The organism is Salegentibacter sp. 24 (assembly GCF_004362395.1).
In the GTDB taxonomy this organism is placed as follows: domain Bacteria; phylum Bacteroidota; class Bacteroidia; order Flavobacteriales; family Flavobacteriaceae; genus Salegentibacter.
Map to the genome: position 1 here is coordinate 1 of NZ_SNWE01000008.1, position 23,935 is coordinate 23,935.

Annotated in this window: 24 protein-coding genes; 7 read left to right on the forward strand and 17 right to left on the reverse strand. The window is 36.7% G+C overall.

All coding sequences use genetic code 11. The features are described 5' to 3' along the window. Window positions 1–267: 267 nt before the first annotated feature. The 10 genes from DET49_RS07155 to DET49_RS07200 all read right to left on the reverse strand — a co-directional run bounded on the left by DET49_RS07155 (window position 268) and on the right by DET49_RS07200 (window position 12,564). Complete coding sequence (locus DET49_RS07155; RefSeq protein ID WP_133547559.1) at window positions 268–489, reverse strand: DUF6095 family protein; 222 nt, start codon at window positions 487–489, stop codon at window positions 268–270. A 7-nt stretch (window positions 490–496) separates the two neighbouring features. Further along, the gene (locus tag DET49_RS07160) at window positions 497–1,315 is read right to left on the reverse strand and encodes a DUF4249 domain-containing protein (protein ID WP_133547418.1); all 819 of its coding nucleotides are present in this window, start codon (window positions 1,313–1,315) and stop codon (window positions 497–499) included. A gap of 1 nt (window position 1,316) precedes the next feature. After that, complete coding sequence (locus tag DET49_RS07165; protein ID WP_243729565.1) at window positions 1,317–3,695, reverse strand: TonB-dependent receptor; 2,379 nt, start codon at window positions 3,693–3,695, stop codon at window positions 1,317–1,319. Window positions 3,696–3,776: 81 nt separating this feature from the next. Next, complete coding sequence (locus DET49_RS07170; RefSeq protein ID WP_133547419.1) at window positions 3,777–4,706, reverse strand: glycosyltransferase family 2 protein; 930 nt, start codon at window positions 4,704–4,706, stop codon at window positions 3,777–3,779. 61 nt (window positions 4,707–4,767) lie between these two features. Beyond that, the gene (locus DET49_RS07175) at window positions 4,768–6,987 is read right to left on the reverse strand and encodes an NADP-dependent isocitrate dehydrogenase (RefSeq protein WP_133547420.1); all 2,220 of its coding nucleotides are present in this window, start codon (window positions 6,985–6,987) and stop codon (window positions 4,768–4,770) included. Between the two features lie 605 nt (window positions 6,988–7,592). Then, window positions 7,593–7,943, reverse strand: a complete 351-nt coding sequence (gene rplS, locus DET49_RS07180; protein WP_133547421.1) for a 50S ribosomal protein L19 — start codon at window positions 7,941–7,943, stop codon at window positions 7,593–7,595. 113 nt (window positions 7,944–8,056) lie between these two features. Next, window positions 8,057–8,743 carry a tRNA (guanosine(37)-N1)-methyltransferase TrmD gene (trmD, locus tag DET49_RS07185; RefSeq protein WP_133547422.1) on the reverse strand — a complete coding sequence of 229 codons (687 nt, stop codon included), beginning with the start codon at window positions 8,741–8,743 and terminating at the stop codon, window positions 8,057–8,059. Between the two features lie 51 nt (window positions 8,744–8,794). Next, entirely contained in the window at window positions 8,795–9,430 is a 636-nt protein-coding gene (locus DET49_RS07190; RefSeq protein WP_243729567.1) for a hypothetical protein, read from the reverse strand. A gap of 145 nt (window positions 9,431–9,575) precedes the next feature. Next, entirely contained in the window at window positions 9,576–11,024 is a 1,449-nt protein-coding gene (locus DET49_RS07195; RefSeq protein ID WP_133547423.1) for a glyceraldehyde-3-phosphate dehydrogenase, read from the reverse strand. 124 nt (window positions 11,025–11,148) lie between these two features. Further along, window positions 11,149–12,564: a trypsin-like peptidase domain-containing protein gene (locus DET49_RS07200; RefSeq protein ID WP_133547424.1), complete on the reverse strand. Its 1,416-nt coding sequence runs from the start codon at window positions 12,562–12,564 to the stop codon at window positions 11,149–11,151. Window positions 12,565–12,701: 137 nt separating this feature from the next. Between DET49_RS07200 and dapF the strand changes: the two genes are divergently transcribed. From dapF to DET49_RS07220, 4 genes are all read left to right on the forward strand, one after another. Continuing rightward, on the forward strand, window positions 12,702–13,490 hold the full coding sequence (gene dapF / locus DET49_RS07205; protein WP_133547425.1) for a diaminopimelate epimerase: 789 nt from the start codon (window positions 12,702–12,704) through the stop codon (window positions 13,488–13,490). Then, entirely contained in the window at window positions 13,484–14,008 is a 525-nt protein-coding gene (locus tag DET49_RS07210) for a GNAT family N-acetyltransferase (protein WP_133547426.1), read from the forward strand. Before dapF ends, DET49_RS07210 begins: the two co-directional genes overlap by 7 nt. Beyond that, window positions 14,008–15,051, forward strand: coding sequence for an endolytic transglycosylase MltG (gene mltG, locus DET49_RS07215; protein WP_133547427.1), 1,044 nt, complete (start codon window positions 14,008–14,010; stop codon window positions 15,049–15,051). Before DET49_RS07210 ends, mltG begins: the two co-directional genes overlap by 1 nt. Window positions 15,052–15,263: 212 nt before the next feature. Further along, on the forward strand, window positions 15,264–15,935 hold the full coding sequence (locus tag DET49_RS07220; protein ID WP_133547428.1) for a peptidoglycan-binding protein LysM: 672 nt from the start codon (window positions 15,264–15,266) through the stop codon (window positions 15,933–15,935). Here DET49_RS07220 and DET49_RS07225 read toward each other — a convergent pair. Genes DET49_RS07225 through dnaA form a run of 3 tightly spaced genes read right to left on the reverse strand, consistent with a single transcriptional unit; the run spans window position 15,932 to window position 18,563 of the window. Next, window positions 15,932–16,657, reverse strand: a complete 726-nt coding sequence (locus DET49_RS07225) for an SAM-dependent methyltransferase (protein ID WP_133547429.1) — start codon at window positions 16,655–16,657, stop codon at window positions 15,932–15,934. The two genes, DET49_RS07220 and DET49_RS07225, sit on opposite strands and share 4 nt — an antisense overlap. Then, on the reverse strand, window positions 16,657–17,127 hold the full coding sequence (locus DET49_RS07230; protein ID WP_133547430.1) for a low molecular weight protein-tyrosine-phosphatase: 471 nt from the start codon (window positions 17,125–17,127) through the stop codon (window positions 16,657–16,659). The genes DET49_RS07225 and DET49_RS07230 overlap by 1 nt, the downstream gene beginning before the upstream one ends. A gap of 8 nt (window positions 17,128–17,135) precedes the next feature. Continuing rightward, entirely contained in the window at window positions 17,136–18,563 is a 1,428-nt protein-coding gene (gene dnaA, locus DET49_RS07235; protein WP_133547431.1) for a chromosomal replication initiator protein DnaA, read from the reverse strand. A gap of 204 nt (window positions 18,564–18,767) precedes the next feature. On the opposite strand from dnaA, the gene DET49_RS07240 reads away from it, so the two are divergent. Beyond that, window positions 18,768–19,163, forward strand: coding sequence for an acyl-CoA thioesterase (locus DET49_RS07240; RefSeq protein ID WP_133547432.1), 396 nt, complete (start codon window positions 18,768–18,770; stop codon window positions 19,161–19,163). 69 nt (window positions 19,164–19,232) lie between these two features. Here the strand turns inward: DET49_RS07240 and DET49_RS07245 are convergent, their stop codons facing one another. The 4 genes from DET49_RS07245 to ribD form a co-directional block, all read right to left on the reverse strand. Beyond that, the gene (locus DET49_RS07245) at window positions 19,233–19,841 is read right to left on the reverse strand and encodes an IMPACT family protein (protein WP_133547433.1); all 609 of its coding nucleotides are present in this window, start codon (window positions 19,839–19,841) and stop codon (window positions 19,233–19,235) included. A gap of 136 nt (window positions 19,842–19,977) precedes the next feature. Then, entirely contained in the window at window positions 19,978–20,850 is an 873-nt protein-coding gene (locus DET49_RS07250; protein ID WP_133547434.1) for an EamA family transporter, read from the reverse strand. Next, complete coding sequence (locus DET49_RS07255) at window positions 20,847–21,455, reverse strand: HAD family hydrolase (RefSeq protein WP_133547435.1); 609 nt, start codon at window positions 21,453–21,455, stop codon at window positions 20,847–20,849. The genes DET49_RS07250 and DET49_RS07255 overlap by 4 nt, the downstream gene beginning before the upstream one ends. Next, window positions 21,448–22,491 (reverse strand): bifunctional diaminohydroxyphosphoribosylaminopyrimidine deaminase/5-amino-6-(5-phosphoribosylamino)uracil reductase RibD, encoded by a 1,044-nt coding sequence (gene ribD, locus DET49_RS07260; RefSeq protein WP_133547436.1) that lies wholly within the window; start codon window positions 22,489–22,491, stop codon window positions 21,448–21,450. Before ribD ends, DET49_RS07255 begins: the two co-directional genes overlap by 8 nt. A gap of 28 nt (window positions 22,492–22,519) precedes the next feature. On the opposite strand from ribD, the gene DET49_RS07265 reads away from it, so the two are divergent. Further along, entirely contained in the window at window positions 22,520–23,005 is a 486-nt protein-coding gene (locus tag DET49_RS07265; RefSeq protein WP_133547437.1) for a GNAT family N-acetyltransferase, read from the forward strand. 37 nt (window positions 23,006–23,042) lie between these two features. Then, complete coding sequence (gene prmC, locus DET49_RS07270) at window positions 23,043–23,891, forward strand: peptide chain release factor N(5)-glutamine methyltransferase (RefSeq protein ID WP_133547438.1); 849 nt, start codon at window positions 23,043–23,045, stop codon at window positions 23,889–23,891. The last annotated feature ends 44 nt before the right edge of the window (window positions 23,892–23,935 follow it).

The window sequence follows — 23,935 nt, forward strand, 5'->3', positions numbered from 1 at the left end:
CATTCCGAACAGAGAAGTTAAGCCCGTTAGCGCAGATGGTACTGCTATTTGTGGGAGAGTATGTCACCGCCTTTTTTTTAAAGACCCTTACAGTTTAACTGTAAGGGTCTTTTTTTTTGCCCTAAAGTGAGGGCTGTAAAATGTTATAGAAGTAGCTTAAAAAGTTAAAGATGGCCATCCCCAAAAGGACCATGGCGTTTTATTATATCCTTACACTGAAACTCCTGGTATTAAAGCTATCTGCTTTTGAAATAAAAATGTTTGATATTAATCAAAAACTGCTTTTACCACTGTCATTATTCCTTTGAATAATAAAAATATAGCAGCAATCAGGGCAAGTATTCCAATTATTAAAACCGGAATATAATAGGGATGATTCTGATTGTTGAACGCAGTGAAAAGCACCGAAGGGCCTATTAATATCAGAGGTATTGCAAAAGCCAAATACTTAATTCCTTTGCCCAATATTTCTTTATTAGTATGTTTCATTTTTTCCTTATTGTACAATATAAGTAGTTGAATCGGCTTGTGAAAGTCTAAAATACCCAAAAGGATAATTTTCCGGATTAGTTTCATTCACTATATTTCCTTTAACAGTTGCAGGTTGAGACTGGAAAGGTCCCCCACCATTATTACCCCCTTGAGAACGAAGAATGAATAAGTACTGGTAGAAGGCTGGTGAAATACCTTCCATAGTAATATGAATTTCATCATTTTCCATTAATTCTTCATTGGAATACGATACTGAAACCTGGTTTCCATTGGTAAATTCATCTTCATATATTTCCAGTGATATTTTTGATTCAGAAATATTACGAAAGTTAAAGAGATAAAAATTATTTTCATCAACCGGGTCGGTGAAATATACTTCTACTTCCAAATCTTCTCTTGTGAAACCACCTTCGCTATTTTGCGCTATATAATCAATTCCGGATGCCGGCACAAAACTTGAACTGGAAGTATAGATTTCATCCTGATAAATAATTTCTAAAGTATAGTCTTTTTCAAATACCGGATTAAAATTAGTGTTTGTATAAATGCCTTGCTCCTGATGTGTGAAGATAAATCGTTCTCCATTAATGGTTTCAACAACAACTTCCGCATCAGTTACGGGGTTAATTTCTTCCTCATAGAACCCTGTTGTTTTGGATAATATAATTTCCTGATTATTTCCTGAAGTATCTAAATACCAGATTAAAGACGCGTCTATTACTAACCTGGGTTTACTCTCCTTAAGATCTAATTCTATGACTTCTTCACAAGAAGATAAACTAATAGCCGAAAATAATAGTAATAGAATATTTAAATTTTTCATCTTAAAATTCGAAATTAAAGGTTACTGATGGTATAATTCCAAATAAACTTAATTTAGCGGCCTCATTTCTCCCCGTATCATCATTCTCTCTAAAACTAATGGAGTTTGCGTTTTTCCGGTTATATATGTTGTAAATACCAAAATTCCAGGAAGATCTAAAACCATCTTGTTTCTCGGGTTTAGGAATATAAGTGGCTGAAAGGTCCAGCCTGTGGTAGGCTGGTAATCTATTGCTATTCCTATCCCCATAAACCGGAATACTTATCCCGTTAAAATTATATTGTCCAGTAGGATAGGTGACCGGTAACCCAGTTTGAAATGCGAAATTAGCGCTGAAATCCCATTTTTTGTTATAATCGTAAGTTGCGGTGATGCTAATATCGTGCGTTTTATCATAATTTGTGGCATACCATTTTCCATTATTTATCCCACTTTCTATTGGAGTTCTACCAGGGGTTTGTTGTTCAGATCTTGATAGGGTATAAGCAACCCAGCCCGTTAGAGATCCTTCATTTTTTTTGGCTAAAAATTCTAACCCATAGGCCCTGGTTTTACCATTTAGAATTATAGTTTCGATATTGTTATTTGCAATAAGATTTGCACCATTTACATAATCGATCCGGTTTTTGATATCCTTGTAGAAGATTTCAGTTTCCAGGGAATATTTTCCTTTCTGGAAATTGCGAAAATATCCTAAAGCAAATTGATCTAGAATTTGTGGTTTAATAAAGGGTCCGCTTGGAGCCCAAACATCTAGTGGGGTAGGGGAGCTAGTATTGGAAATCAAATGGAGATATTGTGCCATTCTGTTATAACTGGCTTTCACAGATTGATGGTCATTAAAATTATATGCTAAAGCAAGGCGGGGTTCCAGATTGGAATAAGTTTTTATTACTTCCGATCTGGAAATGGATCTTTGACTGATCGGTTCTGCTTCCTGGTAGATATCCAGTGCAGCATTATAAATTATAGGATTATTATTTCGATATTCATTAAGCCTGTTCTGCCCCAACCTAAAAAAATTGCTAAATCGTAATCCATATTGGGCTGTAATTCTATCGGATATTTTATGCTCCACAGAAAAGTAATTGGCATTCTCCAGGGCATATTTATTAGTGAGCTTAAAATAATTTATTCCGGAGTTTTCGTCTACCGGAGCGATTTCACCCGGGTTAAATTCGTAATAGGTATTGTGCATCCCATACTCCAATTGAAAAGCATCGTTTAAATAGTGGTTAAAATCATATTTAATATTCAGATTTTTTATACCACTATCCCAGTTGAAGCCAACGAAGTTTAAGGTAAGCCCGTAATAATAATCACTGTAGATAAGTGATAGGTTCGTGAAAATTTCATCTGAAATTAGGTGATTCCATCTAAGGTTGAAGACAGAATTTCCGTAGGTATTTAGAAAGTTTTGATTAATATCAAAAACATCACGGCCAAAATATCCAGAGAACAATAATTTATTCTTCTCATTAATTGTGTATGTCAATTTTGTATTAAGATCATAGAAGTATGCTGAATTCGGATTATCAGCCAGCTTCAGGAATAAATGTGCATAGGAGCTTCTGCCGGCAACCAGAAAGGAACCTTTATCTAAAACAATGGGGCCTTCTGCCAGTAATCTGCTGGAGATAATTCCAATGCCGCCCTGGGCTTCAAATTCTTTGCTATTACCATCCCTTTGATAAATATCCAGTACTGAAGAAACCCTTCCACCATATTTTGCAGGAATACCGCCCTTATACAGTTTTATATTTTTTACAGCATCCGGATTAAAGACCGAAAAGAAACCAAATAGGTGAGAAGAGTTAAAAATAGTTGCTTCATCAAGTAAAATAAGGTTTTGATCTACTGCACCCCCTCGAACATTAAACCCGGAAGCACCTTCGCCGGCGTTCGAAACACCCGGTAGGAGCAGTAATGATTTTATAATATCAACTTCGCCAAAAACAACCGGTAACTTTTGTATCGTGTTAATAGAGAGTTTGTTGACGCTCATTTCAGGACTTTTAATATTTAAACCTTCCGTATTGGATTTAATAACTACTTCTTCTAAGTTTTCGGAGCTTTCACTTAGGGCTGCATCTAAGGTAGTGTCTTGAGTGATCGTAATTTCCTTTCTTAAACTTTCAAAACCGAGATAGGAAATTTCAACAATATGAGTGCCTTCTGGTAATTTAATGGAATAGAAACCATATTCATTGGTGATCACACCTTTTTTTTCTTCAGGAATTATAATATTGACGCCGATTAAAGTTTCATTACTTGATGCATTGGTTATGATTCCATTTAAAGTATAGGTTTCTTGTGCTTCTAAGCCTAAACTGAAAATTAGGAAAAACAATAAAAGGAGGGCAGAAAGATTAAATTTCAATTTTTTAAGTAAATATAGTGTAGAAGCTAATTAATTAAAAACTTAATTCCATTATTAAGAAATGTTGAAGTCATTTTGTACTTAAAATGAAAATTTCCTTAGTAACTTCCATAACCTTAGTTTAGTAAGGACTTTTAATAGTAGACTTGAAACATATAATCTTCTATTTTTACAAAAAGCTTTCTGTTGCTTGGTTAAAATATTTTTTGAAGAAAGTTTGAGATATAGATCTCTTTTGGCATTCTTGACGGAAGTGTGGTTTTTAATTGATGTATGAGAATAAATTGTCTTATCGATAATATTCCATGCCTCTATGAAACTTGAAATATTCTTTGATTCATTTAAATTACTCAATCTATTTTGTTCTCCAGTCCTGTAATAAACTATAGTCTCGGAAGTGAAGTACATGCCTTCACTATTTATACAAATTCGTGTTATAAATTCTCCATCATCATTATTAGTTAAGGTTTCATTCCAATATCCAGAGGTATTGATTAAATCTTTATGAAAAAGAAAAGTATGAATCGGCAAATAGGTTGCACAGTTACCAAATATATTTAATAATTCGAAAGGTCGGGATGTTGAAAAATAGGTTGATAAGGATTGATGTTTGATTTTTATCTCACCACTGTTACTTATTCTTCCCCATTTGCAAGTGCTAAAGGTTAATGATTTTTTTTTATCTAGGATTTCAACTTGTTTTGCAAGTTTATTATTTTCGATAATATCATCTGAATCCAGAAACTGGATATATTTTCCAGAACTATTTCTTAGGCCAATATTACGGCAAGATGAAGCTCCTTTTTTTTGATATTCCTTTCTAAGAATATAGTGAAACCTTTGATCTGTCTCTACATATTTTCCTATTAACTCAGAGGTGTTATCCTGGGATCCATCATCAATGATTATACATTCCCAATTTTGGAAAGTTTGATTTTGTATGGAGTCCAAGGTCTCAGCTATAATATGAGCCCGATTAAAAGTTGGTATTATAATGGAAACCTTTGCCATAAGAAAAAAATAAAGCCGGGAGATATTTCCCGGCTATAAAAATAATTCAATTGGAACTTATTTATCCAATAATTTCATTCAATAGTTTACTCGGTCTCATAGCTTTAGAAGTAAGATCTTCATCCGGCTTGAAGTATCCTCCAATATCTACAGAAGATCCTTGAGCGTCGATTAATTCCTTATTGATCTGTTGCTCATTTTCTTCCAGTTTTGAAGCGATTGTGGTAAAGTGTGCTTTTAAATCGGTGTCTTTATCCTGAGAAGCTAAAGCTTGTGCCCAATATAGTGCTAAATAAAAATGACTACCGCGGTTATCTAATTCGTTTACTTTCCTTGATGGCGATTTACTTTTTTCTAAAAATTTATTAGTTGCTTCATCTAGTGCTTCCGAAAGTATAAGAGCCTTTTTATTTTCATATTTCTCACCTAAATGTTCCAAAGAAGCGGCAAGTGCCAGAAACTCACCTAGAGAATCCCAACGCAGGTGTCCTTCTTCTAAGAATTGCTGTACGTGTTTGGGAGCAGATCCACCAGCACCGGTTTCAAATAATCCACCACCATTCATAAGAGGAACGATAGAAAGCATTTTTGCACTTGTTCCAACTTCCAAAATAGGGAAAAGGTCGGTAAGGTAATCTCTTAAGACATTCCCTGTTACCGAAATTGTATTTTCTCCGGCTTTTACGCGTTCCAAAGTAAATTTGGTTGCTTCGGCTACAGACATTATTTTGATATCTAAACCGTCAGTATCATAATCTGCAAGATATTTATTTACCTTTTTTATTAATTCGGCATCGTGAGCACGGTTCTTGTCTAACCAGAAAATAGTTGGCCATCCAGTGGCTTTTGCTCTGTTCACAGCTAATTTAACCCAATCTTGTACCGGTGCATCTTTTACCTGGCACATTCTCCAGATATCGCCTTCTTCAACTTCATGCTCGGTTAAAACCTTCCCCTTATTATCAACTACACGAACAGTTCCAGCAGCAGGAATTTCAAATGTCTTATCGTGGGAGCCATATTCTTCAGCTTTTTGAGCCATTAATCCTACATTGGGAACAGTTCCCATAGTAGTAGGATCAAAAGCGCCGTGCTTTTGACAGAATTCAATAGTTTCCTGGTAAAGTGGCGCATAACTACTGTCGGGAATTACCGCTTTAGTATCCTGAGTTTCATTATTCTTATTCCACATTTGTCCTGATGTTCTGATCATAGCCGGCATCGAGGCATCAATTATCACATCACTTGGTACGTGAAGATTGGTTATTCCCTTATCAGAATTTACCATAGCCAAATCTGGGCCCTGCTCAATATCAGCTTTAATTTTCGATTCTATCTCAGCTTTTTTAGTTTCAGGAAGTTTTTCTATGGCATTTAAAACATCGCCAAGTCCGCTGGTAGGATCTGCACCAGCCTCCTTTAGTTCCTCGCCATATTCCTTAAAAACATCTTCAAAAAAGACTTTTACAGCATGACCAAAAATAATGGGGTCTGAAACCTTCATCATGGTAGCTTTCATATGCAATGAAAACAGCACACCCTTTTCCTTTGCATCTTTTACCTCATTTCTTAAAAATTGCAGAAGTGCATTTTTACTCATTAAGCTGGTATCAATAACTTCTCCTTTAAGTAAATGAAGCTCATCTTTAAGTATTTTTTTGTCTCCACTTTTAGAAGTGAATTCAATTTTCACCTCTGTTTCTTCATTCAAGGTTAAAGATTTTTCATTGGCTTTAAAATCTCCACCCTTCATGGTTGCCACGTGGGTTTTGGAATCAGCACTCCATTTACCCATAGAATGTGGATGCTTTTTCGCGAAATTCTTAACCGCTTTTGGAGCCCGCCTGTCGGAATTACCTTCACGAAGCACTGGGTTTACAGCACTCCCTTTTACTTTATCGTAAGTTTTCTGGATTTTCTTTTCTTCTTCATTAGCTGGTTCATCGGGATAATCAGGAAGCTTATAGCCTTTTTCCTGAAGCTCTTGAATTGCTGCTTTTAACTGCGGTATGGAAGCGCTAATATTTGGTAGTTTTATAATATTAGCTTCCGGTTTTTTGGCAAGTTCTCCGAGCTCAGCCAAGTCGTCGCTTACTTTTTGATCGTCTGAAAGGTATTGAGGAAACTGGGATAAAATTCTCCCGGCAAGTGAAATATCTTTGGTTTCCATGCCTACTTGAGCCGCTTTGGTATAGGACTTTACAATAGGATAAAAAGAATAAGTAGCTAAAGCCGGAGCTTCATCTGTTTTGGTATAAATGATCTTTCCAATCTGTGTCATTTTGTGATTTTTATAGCTGATTAATTATAAATAGTCTAAACTCAGGGAACGCCCAATCTTCATTGGGCGTTCGAGCTCTGCGCAATATAATATTTTTCAAGCTTTTATCATAGCTGAAGCTGCATTAAAGCTTGTTAATTAATATTAAAAGCGCATAAAAAAAAGCCACTTCATCTTAGTATCTAAAATGAAATGGCTTCTACTGAAATAATACGTTCTCACTGAATTTTCGAAATTCTTTAAGGGAAAAATCCCGGTGTGTATTATTTCAATGATCCAAAAATAAAATTTTCTAAAGTTATATTTTTGAATCTATGGGGTTTTTATCCTTCAAACTACTTTTGACCTGGCAAAATATGAGCGTTATATAGAAGATAAAAACCGTATGTAAAGATTTTTAGGCTTTACACTGGATTTTAATTTATAGGAAATCCTTTTGTCATTCCTTTCAACTAAACTCCATATTAAATATACAACAAAGCATTTGTAAAATAAAATTTTTAACTTTTTGTTATACAGTTGATTAAAGCTAGGGTGTATGGTAAAGCTAGTATATAAAAAAAGCCTCGAATTTCGAGGCTTTTATAAGTTCAATAAGATGCATTCTATCTTTTAGCTTCTTTAATACGGGCTTTTTTCCCGGTAAGTTCTCTAAAGTAATAAATACGAGCTCTTCTTACTTTTCCTCGTTTGTTCAATTCTATTTTTTGAATTGCTGGAAGGTTCAAAGGAAAAATTCTTTCTACTCCAACAGTACCACTCATTTTTCTAATGGTAAAGGTTTGTGAGGCACCTGTTCCTCTTTTCTGAATTACTACCCCTTTAAAAAACTGGGTACGGGTTTTCTGTCCCTCTTTAATTTCGTAATACACAGTAATGGTATCACCTGCAGAGAATTCAGGTAAATCTTTTCTTTCAACGAATTCGTCTTGTACGTACTTAATTAACGATTCCATAATTTCTTATTTAATGTAAATCCAAAACAACATGCACGGACCTCGCCAGAGGTTATTTTAGAACGAGTGCAAAAGTATTAATTTTAATTTATAATGCAATTGATAATTCGCAATTATTTTTCTGTTTCATCCAAAAGATCAGGCCTTAAGCGTTTGGTACGTTCGTAGGCTTTTTCTTCGCGCCAGGCTTCTATTTTAGGGAAATTGCCGGAAGTTAAAATATCTGGAACCTTCCATCCCTTATATTCTGCTGGTCTTGTGTAAACCGGAGGAGCCAATAAATTATCCTGAAAGGAATCGGTTAGGGCGGAGGTCTCATTGCCTAAAACACCGGGGATAAGCCTGATGATCGCATCACAAACAACGGCTGCTCCGAGTTCACCCCCGGAAAGTACATAATCCCCAATGGAAATTTCTCTGGAAATAAAATGGTCACGTACCCGTTGATCTACTCCTTTATAATGTCCGCAAAGAATAATAAGATTTTCTTTAAGCGAAAGTGTATTTGCAGTTCTTTGGTTGAAGGATTCACCATCAGGGCTCATATATATAACCTCGTCATAATCCCGCTGACCTTTTAGATGTGATATACACTTATCTATAGGTTCCACCATCATTACCATTCCTGCTCCACCTCCAAACTGGTAGTCATCAATTTGTTTGTAATTGTCAGTTACATAATCCCTTAAGTTATGAAGATGAATTTCTACATGCCCATTGTCTATGGCTCTTTTGAGAATAGAAGCTTCAAAAGGGCTTTTAAGCAAATCCGGAACTACGGTAATAATATCTATGCGCATATTTTCTTATAAGTTGCAAAGATGCTAATTATTAATTGAGCTGAACAGGAATTATTCTTTAGACTTATTCTTTTCATCCTGAAGCATACGACCTAAACGTTGTTCTTTTTCCAGGGCTTTAGCGCGGTAAAGATCAAACTCCTTTTCGGTTTCGTTTAATCTATGTTTTGCTTCTTTAGTAGTTGAGTTTGAGTTTTTAAACTTATAGATAAAGAAAAATAGGGCCAGGATTAACACGCCAACTATCCCCCACATTAGAGCCATATAACTTCCTTTACTAAAGGGCATCCCGAGAAACTTTATAGCATCTTTTTCCTCATTTACACGTTGAAGATTTGTCTGAGTTTCCGCTAGTTGATTTTCAAGACTTGCGATTTCTTCATTTTGACGAGAAATAGTACGCTGCTCTTCCTGAAGCTCATTCTTTAGATCCTGAACATGGCTTTTTGTATTATCCCGTAATTCTATTAAAGCATCATAATCTACTACTTTATAGCCCTGATAATTGTTCGAAGCTTCAATGAGATTGTCAAATTCATCTTCAATAAAATTAGAGGTTGCAAGAGAATCTTGAGCGCTTAAGGCATTGACTGAAAAAATTAAAAGTAGACTTAAAAAAATAATTTTACGCATCATTTGGGGTTTTTCTGGTTGAAATTTATATGCTTGAACGCCTTCTTTTTTCACTTATTGTAATGGCACTCACTAATTTAAATTTAATTCTCTAAATTCCTTTAAATTAATAATTTGAGCGCGCAAATGTAAAGTATTCTCAGTAAAAAACCCACCAAATTCTGGTGGGTTTTCAGGTAATTTAGTTTAAAGCTAAATTCTAATAATAAGTAAACCTTCTTACTTTGGCAATATATTTGGCCAATCTTATTAATTGGTGACTGTAACCGAACTCGTTATCATACCAGATATATAAAATAACATTCTTGCCGTCTGCTGAAACTATAGTCGCTTTACTATCATAGATAGCAGGGGCATTTGAACCTACTATATCCGAGGATACCAACTCATTATCTATCGAGTACCTGATTTGTTCGACAAGTTCCCCTTCTAGAGCATATTTCTTTAAAATACTATTGACCCCTTCAACGGTAGTTTGACCTTCAATTTCAAGATTTAATATAGCAAGTGAACCGTTGGGTACTGGAACTCTAATGGCATTGGAAGTTAACTTTCCTTCAAAAACTGGCAGCGCTTTAGCTACAGCTTTTCCAGCACCGGTTTCGGTAATTACCATATTAAGGGCCGCAGCACGACCACGGCGATATTTGCTATGCATATTATCTACCAAGTTCTGATCGTTTGTATATGCGTGAATAGTTTCCAAGTGTCCGTGTACTACCCCTAAAGTATCCTGAACGGCTTTTAAAACTGGGGTAATTGCATTTGTAGTGCAGGACGCCGCTGAGAATATGGAAATTTTATCCGGGTTGTGGGCTTTATGATTTACCCCGTGAACAATATTGGGTATGCCTTTTCCTGGAGCCGAAAGCAGTACCTTTGCTGCTCCTTTCGCTTTTAAATGCCTGCTTAAAGCTTCTTTGTCCCTGAAGGCACCGGTATTATCTATAATGAGGGCTTTATTAATTCCAAATTTAGTATAATCGATCTCTTCAGGTTTATCTGCCGAAATTACTTTTACAGTAGTACCGTTAATAATCAGTGCGCTATTGTTTTCATCAATACTAACAGTACCTGAAAAGTCTCCGTGAATGGAATCGTTTTTAAGTAAAGAGGCTCGTTTTTCCAAAACATTTTTATCCACTAATCCTCGCGTTACAATGGCTCTTAAACGCAACTGACTTCCCTTTCCGGTTCTGGCCATAAGTTCTCTAGCTACTAACCGGCCGATACGTCCAAAGCCATAAAGAACTACATCTTTGGGCACAACTTTATTATATTTCTTAGCGTCCCTTAGTTTATCGGAAACAAAAGCCATGGGGTTTAAATGTCCCTGGTCTTCCAAGTGGTATTCGTAAGTTAGTTTTCCTATATCAAGCTTTGCGGGAGGTAAATCCATGTCCTGGATCGCTTTGGCGATTTCAACCGAGTCAAATATTGAAATTGGTTTTTCTACAAATTCCCCGGCATATTCGTGAAGGTTTAAAATATCACTCACATTTCGGTTGAGCAATTGATTTCTAAATAAGACTAGCTCGATAGATTTATCATACCAGAGGTCGCTTATTATATTAATGAATTCTACGGTCGCTTTGCGCCGATTTGCTTGAAAAGAAAGTTCCTTTTCGTAAACGTTATTAAAGCTCATGTGTGGTTTGTGTTGTTTTAATAATGGGGCAAAAATATATATTTCAAACGTTTTCGTAAAGAAAATTCTGCATAAAAAAACTCCCTAATAAGAAGGGAGTTTTAAGGTGTTTTTTATTGAAATTTTAACGCCAAACTATGCGTTGTTTTTGGCCGTTTCTATCAACAATAGTAATCACTATATCTTCTGATGGGTGCTTGCTCCTAAAAATTCTTTCCACATCACTTACACTGGATACGTTTTTATTATCTATCGCAGTAATAATAGTTCCTACCAGTTCCTTGGCCGGTAATTGTGGTGACAAGGTACGGTGGATTTTTACTCCGTTTTCAACTTTCAGGGCTGCCAGTTCTTTTTCGCTTGCATTGGTAATTTCAATCTTAATGGGTTCAATAATATAGGTTTCAAATTTAGTAAGAGTAACCCTAACCTTTTTTTCATTACCATCTCTTAAGTAAGTAACCAAAACCTTGTCCTGGGGTCGTTTTGTAAAGATGTATCCTGTAAGATCAGAAAATTTGGTAATATTTATATCGTCTATTCTGCGAATAATATCACCTGGTTTTAGACCGGCTTTATCTGCGCCACTGCCTTCTGTAACTTCAGCTACAAGGACACCTTGTGAAGTTTGTAAATTGAGTTCCTCGATGGATTCTTGATTGACACTACCTCCCCTGATTCCAAGAATTCCTTTTTGAACATCGCCAAATTCCATAATGTCTTCCACAATTTTTCGGGTATTGTTAGAAGGTACGGCAAAAGCATATCCGACATAACTTCCGGTTTGAGAGGTGATTGCGGTATTTATCCCTACGAGTTCTCCGTTTATATTCACCAAAGCACCCCCACTGTTCCCCGGATTAATTGCGGCATCGGTTTGAATAAAAGATTGCGGTGTGGCATCATAGGTATTCAAATCTCTAGCAGTAGCACTGATGATTCCGGCCGTCACTGTTGATTTTAAATTGAATGGATTTCCAACTGCCAAAACCCACTCCCCAAGTTTTACATTATCTGAATCTCCAAAGGGAATATAATCTAATCCTTCAGCATCTATTTTTAATAAAGCGATGTCTGAGATTTCATCGGCACCTACAACTTCAGCAGTATAGGTTTTGTTATTGTTCAAAGTAACTTCAATCTCGCTAGCCCCTTTGATCACGTGGTTATTTGTTACAATATACCCATCTGGAGAAATAATCACTCCGGAACCTGCACCCTGAAGAGCTTTTTCACTGCTGTTATTACCATAAATAAGGTCTCTCATAGTACGCGGGCCTTTAAATACGGCAACGTTCTTTACGTGAACAACTCCATTTACCGTCTTTTCTGCTGCTTCAGTGAAATCGGCATTGGTCCCGTAAACATTCCCGGTATAACTCGCAGGAATAACTTGAGCAGTAGAATTGGATGGGTTTGTATTAGATGCAACGGGAGGTAAACCTGAGGGAACTTCTTGCTCAAAAAAGATTTTATAACTCCCTAATGTCAACGCACCTCCAAGGATGGAAACAATAAGTAATTTTGATAAATTTTTCATTTTTTACAACGGATTTTTATATAATTCAACTTTAAAATTATAATATTAGTATGCTATGTTTTTAACTTTAACGACCATTTAACACCCCTGAAAATCGTGTTATTTATAGTATCTTTGTAGCCCTGAAAATTTAAGTTATGAAAATTCCATTTTATAAATATCAAGGTACCGGAAACGATTTTGTAATGATAGATAATCGTCAAGAGGTATTATCCAAAAACAATACCAGAATTATCAAAATGCTTTGCGATCGTAAATTTGGTATTGGAGGTGACGGACTTATACTTTTGGAAAATCCCGAAATAGAAGGAGATGATTTTAAAATGGTTTACTTTAATGCAGATGGAAACCAGAGCTCTATGTGTGGTAATGGTGGTCGTTGTCTGGTTGCTTTTGCAAAATTCCTTGGCATTATTGAAAATGAAGCTACTTTTACTGCGATAGACGGACCACATAAGGCTACAATTAAGAATGACCAGGTAAGTTTACAAATGCAGAATATTTCAGAAATTAAGCAATTGGGAAATAGTGCATTTTTAAATACGGGATCTCCCCATCATGTGATTTTTACTAAAAACATTGCCGATCTTGATGTGAAGAAAGAAGGAGCAGCGATTCGGTATTCTAAGGATTATGTTGCTAATGGTGGAACTAATGTGAATTTTGTGGATCTGCAGGAGGAAAATACTTTTCTTGTGCGCACTTACGAAAGAGGAGTGGAGGATGAAACTCTTTCTTGCGGAACCGGAGTTACTGCCGTAGCTTTAGCAGCACACGCTTCGGGTAAGGCAAATGCCAATACAATAAAACTTATTGTGCCCGGAGGGGAATTGTCGGTTTCTTTCAAAAAAGAAAGCGAAATTTACACCGATGTTTGGTTAACCGGTCCGGCCATGCAAGTTTTTAAAGGAGAAATAGTATGCTAAGTCTAAAAGGAGATAAGGTTTATCTGCGAGCCCTGGAACCGGAAGATCTCGATTTTGTTCATTCGGTGGAGAATACCGAGGATTTTTGGGAGGTAAGTGCTACGCAAACACCTTATTCCCGGTTTATGATTAAACAGTACCTGGAAAATGCACATCGTGATATCTATGATGTGAAGCAGCTACGTTTGGTAATTTGCGATCTGCAGGATAAAGAAATAGGACTTATAGACGTCTTCGATTTTGAACCAAAAGACAGGCGAGCAGCCCTGGGAATTCTTATTGCTGATGCTTCAGAACGCGGAAAGGGTTATGGTGCAGAGACCTTAAAACTTATTTGTAATTACTGTTTCAAACACTTAGCGATGCATCAGGTTTATGCCAATATTACCGAAGGAAATGAAACCAGTGTAAAACTATTCGAAAACCTGAGCTTCAAAAGAGTAGGGGTTAAAAAAGACTGGACCTATGTAAATGGCCGGTTTAAAGATGAAATTCTATATCAACTGATCAATAAGTAATGTACATTAAAAAAATTCTGCTGGCTATTACTATTCTAGGCCTTATTGCCCTTTCTGTTTTTAGCTATTACATCTATACAAGTATATTTTCGGCAAACACGAGTTTCTCTGAAGAAGAAAAAATGGTTTACGTAGCTACGGGATCCGATTATAAGGCAGTAATAGATAGTCTTCAGCCTTATGTTGAAAATATGGAATCTTTTGACCTGGTCGCCAGGAAAAAAGGCTATGCCTCGAACATTCAACCCGGTAGGTATCTCATAAAGGCTGGTATGAATAACAACCAATTGGTAAATGCGCTTCGTAGTGGTAATATTCCCGTGAAGGTCACTTTTAATAATCAGGAGCGTTTAGAGGATCTCGCTGGAAGAATTGGCAGTCAAATTGAAGCCGACAGTACGGCATTAATTAAAGCCTTTAAGGATGAGGAATTTTTAGCTGAAAACAACTTTACCCAGGCAGAAGCTTTGGCGATGTATATTCCTAACCAATATGAACTGTACTGGAATACTTCTGCTAAGGAATTTAGAAGCCGCATGAAACGTGAATATGAGCGTTTTTGGACGGAAGAAAAAAAGGAAAAGGCTAAAGAGATAGGGTTGAATCCTAAAGAAGTTTCAACCTTGGCTTCCATCGTTCATAAAGAAACAGTAAAAATAGATGAACGTCCTAAGGTGGCCGGAGTTTATATGAACCGGTATAAAAACGGATGGAAACTGGAAGCCGATCCTACGGTTATTTATGCATTGAAGCACACTACTAAACAATGGGATACGATCATAAAAAGAGTACTATATAAGGATTTAGAAATTGAATCTCCTTATAATACCTATATGAATAAAGAATTGCCTCCCGGGCCTATATTTATGCCAGACATTTCTGCAATTAACGCGGTACTTAATTATGAAAATCATGATTACTTCTATTTTGTAGCCAATGTTGAAAATTTTGGCTATCACAAGTTTGCTAAAACCTTATCGCAACATAACAGAAATAAACAGGAATATGTGCGATGGATTAATGAGCAGGGTATAAATAGGTAGTAAAAAAAGTTTCATTTCTCACCTGGGTAACGTGTTAAGGTCATTGCTTAAGCTTTCTTAGAGCCATGTTAAGCTTTTTTAAAACTTTATAAATTAGTTAACACATTGTATTTCAGATTTTTAAAAATTGTTGTACATTTGCACGGCAAAATTGAAGAGGGCTAAAGTCTAACATTTTGACCTTGCCAATAGCTCTTCATAAATTTAATGTAATGAGAAAGAAAGTTGCAAAATTTTCAATCTTGCCTGTAATCGCAGGCTGCATGTTTTTCAGTTTTTCAACTAGAGAAGCAGCAAATCTGGAAATTGAAGGTTATTCGACTTCCAACCTTGATCTAAACTATACCGTAGCCCTTTTAGAGGAAAGCGAAATAGTCAGGGATCAAAGCCTTGAGAGGGCATTACCAAAACTAGGAAAGTCCTATGTTGGTTTTAAAGAAGCGCTGGGTTTTAAAGAATCACGCGGAAATTATAAAACGATTAATGATTTTGGTTATATGGGAAAATACCAGTTTGGTATTGGCACCCTGGAATTACTTGGCATTTACAATGGTGGAGAATTCCTTAATTCGCCACGACTTCAGGAAGCTGCTTTTTATACGAATGCTTCCAGAAACAAATGGATTTTGATTCGTGATATTGCCCGGTTTGAAGGTCAGGTAATTAACGGTGTAAAAGTGACGGAATCTGGTATTCTTGCTGCTGCGCATCTGGCGGGGCCAGGGAGTGTCAAAAAATACCTTAGGAGCTGGGGGGCACAATCCTTTAGTGATGCTTTTGGAACTTCAATAAGAAATTATATGAGGAAATTCCAAGGTTATGATACTTCCTTTGTAAAACCTGAACAAAACCCAAGGGTAGATATTGAAGCTTTTAGAGCTTAATATTCTTTCTGAAAGATAAAAATTGCAGGCCTCTTATGGAGGTCTGTTTTTATTTTACCCCATTGGGAAACTGGTTTGGTCAGAATGAATTCCGTGGGCAGAGTTAGATCACATGCCACACAAAGCTGGGTTACCGGATTTAGTAGTTGAAGGAAATCCTCTAACAATTTGTTATTTCGATAAGGAGTTTCAATGAAAATTTGAGCCTCCTTTTTATCAAATGAAAGCCGCTCCAGATCTTTTATCTCTTTTTTTCTTTCTTTTTTATCTATGGGTAAATAACCATTGAAGGTAAATCGTTGACCATTCATTCCACTGCCCATCATAGCCAGTAAAATTGAAGAGGGGCCAACCAAAGGGATTACCTGGATGCCTTCACGGTGCGCTAGCCTTACAATTTCGGCACCGGGATCTGCCACCCCTGGGCAACCTGCTTCACTTAACAGCCCCATGTCATATCCTTCTTTGCATAGGTTTAAAAAAGAAGGGATTTCTGAAGGTTCGGTAAATTTATTAAGATGATAAAATTGAAGTAATGATTGTTGTTTCTCGGGAACTAGTTGCTTTATATGCCTTCGGGCTGTTTTTTCATTTTCCGCAATGAAAATATTCAAATTTTCGACCATTTCCTTAACCTGCAAAGGTAAAACCTGCATTGGGTTAGAAGCTCCCATTGTAGTGGGTATAAGGTAAAGTTTTCCGGAATATTTAAAGTCAGCCATTAAGCTCTGTTTTCTTCTTTGAGTTGTGCTGCTATCTTTTCGCAAGCTTCATCAAGCATTTGATATACATTCTCAAAACCATGGTCTCCTCCAAAATAAGGATCGGGAACATCTACGTTTTCCGCAGGAAATATTTCATCCAGAATCAGCTGAACTTTGGCTCTGTCGTCATCATTTCTGGCCAGGGCAATTACATCCTTAAAATTGGCATTGTCCATTACATAAATGCGATCAAACCTGTCAAAATCTTCCGTTTGAAATTGTCTTCCACGCTGATATGAAATATCCAGCTTATTTTTTTTGGCCACCGCAATAGATCGAGGATCTGGTGAATCATCAATATGGTAGTCTCCAGTTCCAGCAGAATCTACTAATACCTGAGATTCGTCTACTTTAGATTTTAAAATTCCCTCGGCAAGCGGTGATCTGCAAATGTTGCCAAGGCACACCATCAATACCTTAGTTTTCATAGTATTTTTTATATGGTCAGTTTTTTGTTGAGGTCTTCAACAAATTTCTTGAATTGTTTATCGGTAGTGGATAAATTATCTACCGTTTTGCAGGCGTGTAAAACAGTAGCGTGATCACGTTTTCCAATCTGCGACCCAATACTTGCTAAAGAAGCCTTGGTGAACTTTTTCGCAAAGAACATGGCAAGCTGTCTTGCCTGAACAATATGTCTTTTCCTGGTTTTAGACTGCAAGGTTTGTACATCCATCTGGAAGTAGTCACTTACCACTTTTTGAATATAATCTATGGAAACTTCTCGTTTGGTGTTTTTTACATAATTATCTACGATCTTCTTGGCAAGTTCCAAAGTGATATCCTTCTTATTAAAAGAAGAATGGGCGATAAGCGAGATAATTGCACCTTCCAGCTCCCTGATATTTGTCTTAATGTTATTGGCTAAAAACTCGACGATCTCTTCTGGCATTTCCACACCGTCGCGATAGAGTTTATTTTTAATAATGGATATTCGTGTTTCGAAATCGGGATGTTGTAATTCGGCTGAAAGTCCCCATTTAAATCTAGAAAGCAGGCGTTGTTCAATATCCTGCATATCTACTGGTGCTTTGTCACTGGTAAGAATTACCTGTTTTCCGTTTTGATGTAAATGATTAAAAATATGGAAAAATACATCCTGAGTTCCAGCTTTTCCAGAAAGCAACTGGATATCATCAACAATTAAAACATCAATGATCTGGTAAAAATGAATAAAATCATTTCGGTTGTTTTTCTTGACTGATTCTATGTACTGTTGAGTGAATTTTTCTGCAGAAATATATAAAACGGTCTTCTCGGGATATTTGTCTTTTATTTCAACACCAATAGCGTGCGCCAAATGGGTTTTCCCTAATCCAACGCCACCAAAAATCAGGAGCGGATTAAAAGAAGTGCCCCCAGGTTTATTGGCTACTGCCAATCCTGCCGATCTTGCTAATCGGTTAGAATCTCCTTCCAGAAAATTCTCAAAGTTATAGCTCGGGTTTAATTGAGACTCAATTTTTACATTCCGAATTCCTGGAATTATAAAAGGATTTTTTAATTCAGGGTTTTTATTTTTAATTGGCACATCAACTTCTTGAGAAGCCATATGGCTGCGCTGAGTACTAGGGATTTTTTCGGTGAACGGCATTTTATTACCGTAGGTATTCTCCATTTTGATCACATAGACCAATTTGGCTTTTTCTCCTAATTCTTTGGTAAGCGAAACCTTTAAGAGTTTTACATAGTGTTCTTCTAACCACTCATAAAAAAACTTTGAAGGCACCTGTATGCTGAGTGCACAATCTGTGAGTTTTACTGCTTGAATAGGTTCAAACCACGTTTTATAAGCCTGTGGAGTAATGTTATCTTTGATAAAAGCCAGACAGCTATTCCAAACTGATTGCGCAGTTTTTGACATGCTTTGTGTTGTATTATTTTAGATTAGTAGTGGTTTATTAGCAGTTAAAAGATTTAGGGGTCTTATAACTTAGTGGAACAAATATGTGAACAAATTATGTAATAAAAAAACCTGTTTGGGGTTGAATTTTAAGAAAAATTTACGCATACTTAAATCCGATTATGAAAGTACAAAACCTCATTCACTTAACCTGTTAAATTCAGAATGAAAAGTCACGAATCTTTTGTTAAAGTCCGTTATGCTGAGACGGATCAAATGGGGGTGGTCCATCATGGAAATTATGCTCAATACCTTGAAATTGCCCGTCTGGATTGGCTTTCAGCCTTAGGGATATCTTATAAAACTATGGAGGAAAATGGGGTGATGTTGCCTGTGTATGAACTCAATACCAAATTTTTGAAACCCGCGGTTTTTGAGGATGAACTTAAAATACAGGTGATTTTAAAGGAACTGCCATCGGTAAAAATTACTTTTGAATATTTGATTTTTAACCAATGTGAAGACTTACTTACCAAAGCTTATACAACTTTGGTTTTTATGGACGCTAAAACCAAAAAACCTATTCGCTGTCCCCAGTATATATTAGATAAGTTGAAGTAGATTCATGCGATTTTATATATCCTTGATAAGCATATTGGTTTTAGCATCTACTATGCTCTGAAATAGTATTTACGATTCCAATTTTCTTATTTTAACCTTATAGGTGGAATCAAATTTTTCAAAAACCGCCTGCGCATCTTTTTTTCTTACAGCTATATAAATCATGCAATCCAACTCCAATTTTTGTTCAATAATTTTCAGATTGTTTTCCTTGATTAATCTCATCACAATATTCATTTGAGGATAATCAAAACTGATAGTGAAAACCTCATCGATCGTTCTGGTAACAATATGGGCTTGTTCCAGGGCCATTTGGGCCGCAGTTTTATAGGCATTGATAAGACCGCCCACCCCGAGTTTTACACCCCCGAAATACCGGACCACTACAATTAAAACATTGGTAACTTCAAAAGACTGGATTTGTCCATAGATTGGCATTCCGGCCGAATTAGAAGGTTCGCCATCATCATTGACGCGGTAATGGAAATCAGATTTTCCTAACTGCCAGGCATAACACCAGTGGCGAGCTTTATGGTGTTTGCTTTTTAGTTCTTCCAGGTGCATACTGGTCTCTTCTTCATTTCTTACAGGAAATGCATAGCCGAAAAACTTAGAGTTCCTGTCCTTGAATAAGACTTCCGGGGAAGCTTTGATTATGGTTTTATAGGTGTCTTTCATTTCATATGATGCTTCAAATCCTCTTCAGAATTATTAACACGTCTTTAGGGTTGTCGATTCATTTGTCTACAGGTTAAGAGCACCAACTCAAAATTGAAAGCGCAATTACAGAATCCCTTTAAAGAATTAATGATTTCTACTGACTACTGGCCACAAGTATAATACTTATCACAGCAATGGCAATCCCAATCCAGTTTTTCCTTAGTAAAACTTCTTTAAAAAAAACAATTCCCAATATAGTAGAAGCCAGAACTATGCCTACATGATTTAAGGTGAAAATTATTGAATTTTCAAAACCGGGATGTCGTAATGCTTTCACCAGGAAGTATATTGAAAAATAATTTGGAATTCCCAGGGCGATACCTCCGGCAATATTTTTCCAGGTGATTTTTAATTTCCCCAGCAGTGCCTGTCCAATTAAAATAAGGGTTCCGATAATTCCAGCCACCCCAAAGATACTTGAAGAAAAAAGTCCCACATCCGTTTTTGAAACATAGAAATTTTCGAGGTAGTTTATAGTGGTATCAATGATTCCGCTTCCAATGAAAACCAGTAAGGGAAATATGAGATTTTCCTTTTTTATTGAAATTCCTTTTTTTGTTTTAATCGAACTTAGATAAACCGCTACCAGGGCGAGTGAGATCCCTGCAATTTTTAGAAAACCCATGCTTTCGTTGTAAATAAATATTCCGAAAAGTACTGGGATCGCAACGGACATCTTCGTAGCTACAGAAACTACCGAAAGCCCACTGCGCTGGGTGGTGATGGCGGCTAGATTGAAAACCGTAATAAACATAGCGCCGAGAAAAACGATACCTGGAAACCATGATTCTTCGGGAATTCTTATCAAATCTTCAACTCCATCGATATAACCGAAAAAGCCAACACTACAGGCGATAAAATAATTTACTATTATGGCCTGCATTGTATTTACGCCATACTTTTTATAAAGCCTGAATACTACAAAAATAATTGTGGAAGAGAGGATGCTAAGCAGTAGGTAGATCAAAATAATTCCTTTTTGGCGGTAAATAAATCAATCACATCTTCCCTGGTAGGCTCAATATTCCAGGTGTGAATACCTAAATTCTCAGCAGCATCGGTATTTTCCCGGGTATCATCTATAAACAAGCATTCTTCCGGTTTAAGGTTGTGCGCTGTGAGTACATACTGATAAATCTCAGGATCGGGCTTTCTAGAAAAGATTTCATAAGAAAGATAAAAGGCATCAAAACAAGCTTTAAAATCCTGGAAGAACGATACGTTTTCCTTGACCCAGTCAATATGGATTTTATTGGTGTTGCTCAATAAAATCAGCTGGTAATCTTTTTCCTGGGAAAGTTTTTTTAAAAACTGGTACCGATATTCTGGGAAATCTACCAAGATGGCATTCCAGGAATTTTTAAATTGGTTTTCCTGTAGTTGTGCGTGTTCGATTTGATAGGATTTCACAAAATCTTCAGAAGATATGAGTCCTTTCTCGTATTGCTGGTTGATGTTCAACAAATTTTCGGAAAGCGTTTTAATTTCATATCTGTTCATTTCCCGCATTGTGGCGGCTTTATCCAGATTTATGAAAACATCCCCAAAATCGAAAATTATGGTTTTAATCATTTTTGTAAATTTTTAAATTATCGAGCTCAAGGGAGGTTGTGGATTGTATTTTCCCTGAAAATAGCGGGGCCTTTACACCTTTGTGAAAATTAGAAATCCCAGTAAAAATTCGGGCTTCATCCCAAAGGTTTATATCAATGAATGACTGAAGCGTATGAGCGCCTCCTTCAATAATAACCGATTGTAAATTATGCCTGTAGAGAACCTGGCAAATTTGTGAAGGTAAATTTTCCCGAAAATCAATTGTTTCAAAAACTAAATTATTTTTAGCATACATTCCAGTGGATTTTTCAGTTAAAACCAGCGTTTTTGTACTGCCATCAAACAAGGCAGAATCCTGTGAAATTTTTAGATTTTTATCTATTACCACTCTAACCGGATTGTTCCCTTTCCAGAGCCTTGTATTTAATTGAGGATTATCAGCAACTGCGGTTTTTGTGCCAACCATAATGGCCTGTTCCTCACTACGCCATTTATGCACCAGTTGTTTAGAATATCGATTGCTAATCCAAACCGGTTCTCGCTTTTCCTGAAATGCAGGAGCGATAAACCCGTCGAGCGATTGGGCCCATTTCAAAATAATATAAGCCCTTTTTTTTTGGTGAAAGGTGAAAAAGCGCTTGTTGAGATCCTGGCATTCTTTTTCTAAAACACCTACCGTGACCTCGCAGCCGGCTTCCATTAATTTCTTGATTCCACGTCCGGCTACTTCTGCAAAGGGATCTACACAACCAATCACTACTTTTTTTATCTCTTTGGCTATTATCAAATCACTACAGGGTGGTGTTTTTCCAAAATGACTGCAAGGTTCCAGGCTAACGTAAATAGTCGCCTTTTTTAGAAGCGAGGTATCCTTAACTGAATTAATAGCGTTTACCTCGGCATGGGGTGCCCCAGCTTTGTGGTGCCATCCTTCGCCAATTATTTTGTTTTTATGAACAATTACGCTACCTACAAGCGGATTGGGATAGGTAGCTCCTTGACCATTTTTGGCTAGTTGGATGCATCGATTTATATAATTTTCGTGTATATTCACGCCACTAAAATAGGATTATTTACCAAGAATGAGGATGCTAAAAATACGGGAAATTCAACCCGAAGACAATCAACAAGTTGCCGAAGTAGTGAGAAAGGTTTTAGTGGAAATGGGTGTGCCTAAAGTAGGAACGGCTTATGAAGACGTGGCCTTGGACGATATGTTTGGAACGTATCAGTACCCACGAATGAACTATTTTGTGGTGGAAGACGATGAGAAAATAATCGGAGGAGCTGGGATAGCGCCCTTAATTGGGCTGGAAGAGAAGGTCTGCGAATTGCAAAAGATGTATTTTCTACCTGAGGCACGTGGTAAAGGTCTTGGTGCTCAAATGATGGATACCTGCCTGAAATTTGCAAAGTCCCATAATTTCGAACAATGTTATATCGAGACTCTCCCCTATATGGAAAGTGCCAGAAAACTCTATAGCCGTAGCGGATTCAAATCCCTGGAAAAGCCACTGGGCGACACCGGGCATTACAATTGCACGATGTGGATGCTAAGGGACATCTAAAGCTTAAGCAGGAAGATTCAAAAATCAAGAAATCAGAATGAAACTGAAAGTGCAAAAAGAGATCTTCATAAAAACACTGGAAAAGGATTACCCGGTTGAAGAAGTGTTCTCTTTTTTCTTCTTACTAACTGAAGCTTTATTTGGAATTAAACGAATTGATCTGGCTTTAGATCCTGAAATTCAAATCGATGAGAACCAGGCTCAGCGATTGGATTCGGCTTTAAAACGATTAGAAAGCCACGAACCTATTCAGCATATCATTGGGAATACAGCATTTCTTGGATTGACCTTCAAAGTCGATAGAAATGTGCTGGTGCCAAGACCGGAAACCGAAGAATTGGTGCAATGGATAATAGATGATTTTTCTTCGGAAAATAAGACCCTGAAGATCCTGGATATTGGAACTGGGAGTGGATGCATCGCAATTAGCCTGATGAAAAATCTACCGCAGGCTAAAATTTCAGCGATGGATATTTCTCAAGCTGCACTGAATATAGCTTCCCAAAATGCTGAAGGCCATACAGGAAACCTGGAATTTATAAGGCAGGATATACTTCAGTTGGAAAAGCTTCCAGAAACCTACGACATTATAGTGTCTAATCCACCTTATGTCCGGGAGTTGGAGAAAAAAGAAATGCATAAAAATGTTTTAAATTACGATCCACCTTCTGCCTTGTATGTTAAAGATGAAAATCCTTTGATTTTTTACAATAAAATTGCAGACCTGGCTAAATACGCTTTGAGCCCTGGAGGGAAGCTTTACTTTGAAATCAATCAGTATCTGGCAACAGAAACTGTAAAAATGGTACAGGAAAAAGGTTTTAAAACAGAATTGCGAAAGGATATGTTTGGAAATTTTAGAATGATAAAAGTGGATAAACTTTAAAATAGCCATTTTAGAAACACTTTTTAATGGTCAAAAAGTCAAAA